Below are 2,276 nucleotides of genomic sequence, written 5' to 3'. Positions count from 1 at the left end.
TGCGCCCAGGGCGGCGGCCAGCGGGCCGATTCCGGCGGCCAGCGCCAGCACCGCGCCCAGGGCGGCGGCGAGCATCGGCGCACGCGCGCGGAGGAAAGAGTCAGTCATCGTGTCGATCGGTGGTGCCGGGCAGGGACGGCGGCAATTGCAGATGGAAGCCGCAGCCGGCGAGGTTGGCGCGCACCGCGGCCGGATCGGCGCGGGCCAGCGTGCGTTCGGCGGTCAACGCCACCTCGAGCACGAACGCCAGCGGCTGCAGCGACGCCAGCAGCGCCGGCGGCAGACGGCCGAAGTCGTCGCGGGCGGCGAGATACAGATAGGTGTCCGGCTTGCGTTGGCTTTTGTAGACGTAGGCTTGCATGCCCGTGGCGTGCGCCTGGCGTGGAAAGGCAAGCGATTGTGGAGGAAATGCGCCAGCGGCGAAAGCGCACGCCGGCCCTGCGCTGAACGGATCCGGGCGCGGGCGCTATTCACGTTCGCGTCGTGGGTGTTTCACGGCATGACCGAATGCGTCGATATACTGCGGCGATTGTCCTTGTATGGAATACCGCGTGACCGAAGCGTCCTCGTCGCCCCGCATGGCCCCGGTGGCCATCCGCGCCTACACCGCGACCAACGCGCTCGGCAGCGGACTGCACGCCCAGGCCGCGGCGCTGCGCGAGGGCCGCAGCGGCCTGCGCCGCAACGACTTCGGTCCGCAACCGCTGGAATGCTGGATCGGCCGGGTGGACGCGCTGGAAACCGCCGCGCTGCCGGAGGCCCTGGCCGCGTGGGAATGCCGCAACAACCGCCTGGCCTGGCTCGCCCTGCAACAGGACGGCATGGCCGCGGCCGTGGCCGCCGCGGCGCAACGCCACGGCGCCGAACGGGTGGCGGTGGTGATGGGCACCTCCACCTCCAGCATCGGCGCCAGCGAGGAGGCCTACACCCGGCTCGAGCACGATGCGGACGGTCCGCGCATGCCCGCCGACCTGGACCGGCCGATCGTGCACACCCCGCATTCGCTCGGCGATTTCGTGCGCGCCGCCACCGGTTTGCGCGGTCCGTGCATCACCGTCGCCACCGCCTGCTCGTCCAGCGCCAAGGTGTTCGCCCAGGCGGCGCGGCTGATCGCCGCCGGCGTGGTCGATGCGGCGCTGGTCGGCGGCGTGGACACGCTGTGCGGCAGCGTGCTGTTCGGCTTCAACTCGCTGCAGGTGGTGTCGCCGGAACCATGCCGGCCGTTCGACGTGCGCCGGGTCGGACTGTCGCTGGGCGAGGCCGGCGGCTACGCGCTGCTGGAGCGCGCCGATGCCGCCGACGCGCCGCCGGCGCAGGCGCTGCTGTGCGGCTACGGCGAATCCAGCGACGCCCACCACATGTCCGCACCGCATCCGCAGGGCCTGGGCGCCGGCCTGGCGATGCGCGGCGCGTTGCAGCGCGCCGGCGTGGACCCGGCCGAAGTCGGGTATCTCAACCTGCACGGCACCGCGACCCCGGCCAACGACAGCGTCGAGGCCGCCGCGGTGGCGGCATTGTTTCCGCCGACCCTGCACGCCAGTTCGACCAAGGCCTGGACCGGGCACACGCTCGGCGCCGCCGGCATCGTCGAGTCGGTGTTCGCGCTGCTGGCGCTGCGCGACGGCCTGTTGCCCGGCACCCTCAACAGCGAACTGCCCGATCCCGCCTGCGGCCCGCAGATCCGCTTCGCCACCGCCCATGCACAGGTCCGCTACGCGATGAACAACTCCTTCGGCTTCGGCGGCAACAACTGCTCGCTGCTGTTCGGCCGCGCATGAGCACGCCCATGCTGAGCGCGACGATCGAAGGCATCGGGTTCTGGGCGCCCGGCCTGCCCGGATGGACGCTGGCACAGGCGTTCGCGCGCGGCGAAGGCGCGCCGCTGGAGACGCCCGGACGGCCCTCGCCGCAACTGCTGGCGCCCAACGAGCGCCGCCGCGCGCCGGACACGGTGGCGGTGTCGCTGGACGCGGCGCTGGCCGCCTGCCAGGACGCCGGCCGCGACCCGGCCACGCTGCCGTCGGTGTTCACCTCCACCCACGGCGACCTGGCGATCACCGACTACATGTGCACCACCCTGGCCAGCGAACCGCTGTCGGTGTCGCCGACCAAGTTCCACAACTCGGTGCACAACGCCGCCGCCGGCTACTGGACCATCGGCGCCGGCGCCACCGCCGCGGCGACCGCGATCAGCGCGCACAGCGGCAGTTTCGCGCAGGGACTGCTGGAAGCGCTGTCGCAACTGGCCGCGGGCGAAGACGCGGTGCTGCTGGTCG

General features: G+C 72.7%; 3 protein-coding genes. 2 read left to right on the top strand and 1 reads right to left on the bottom strand.

Annotation, left to right across the window (positions count from 1 at the left end):
- Positions 1-100: 100 nt before the first annotated feature.
- On the bottom strand, positions 101-361 hold the full coding sequence (locus D180_RS22270) for a YcgL domain-containing protein (RefSeq protein WP_017909431.1): 261 nt from the start codon (positions 359-361) through the stop codon (positions 101-103).
- 217 nt (positions 362-578) lie between these two features.
- On the opposite strand from D180_RS22270, the gene D180_RS22265 reads away from it, so the two are divergent.
- Together D180_RS22265 and D180_RS22260 are read left to right on the top strand one after the other, a co-directional pair.
- Positions 579-1,778 (top strand): beta-ketoacyl-[acyl-carrier-protein] synthase family protein, encoded by a 1,200-nt coding sequence (locus tag D180_RS22265; protein WP_026143660.1) that lies wholly within the window; start codon positions 579-581, stop codon positions 1,776-1,778.
- Between the two features lie 8 nt (positions 1,779-1,786).
- Positions 1,787-2,276, top strand: a 490-nt coding sequence (locus D180_RS22260) for a beta-ketoacyl synthase chain length factor (RefSeq protein WP_043091560.1), incomplete at its 3' end; no start/stop codon positions are given.

It is taken from the genome of Xanthomonas sp. SHU 166 (assembly GCF_000364685.1).
GTDB lineage: Bacteria > Pseudomonadota > Gammaproteobacteria > Xanthomonadales > Xanthomonadaceae > Xanthomonas_A > Xanthomonas_A sontii.
The sequence above is the reverse complement of the archived record's forward strand: the minus strand, read 5'-3'. Positions and strand labels throughout refer to the sequence as shown.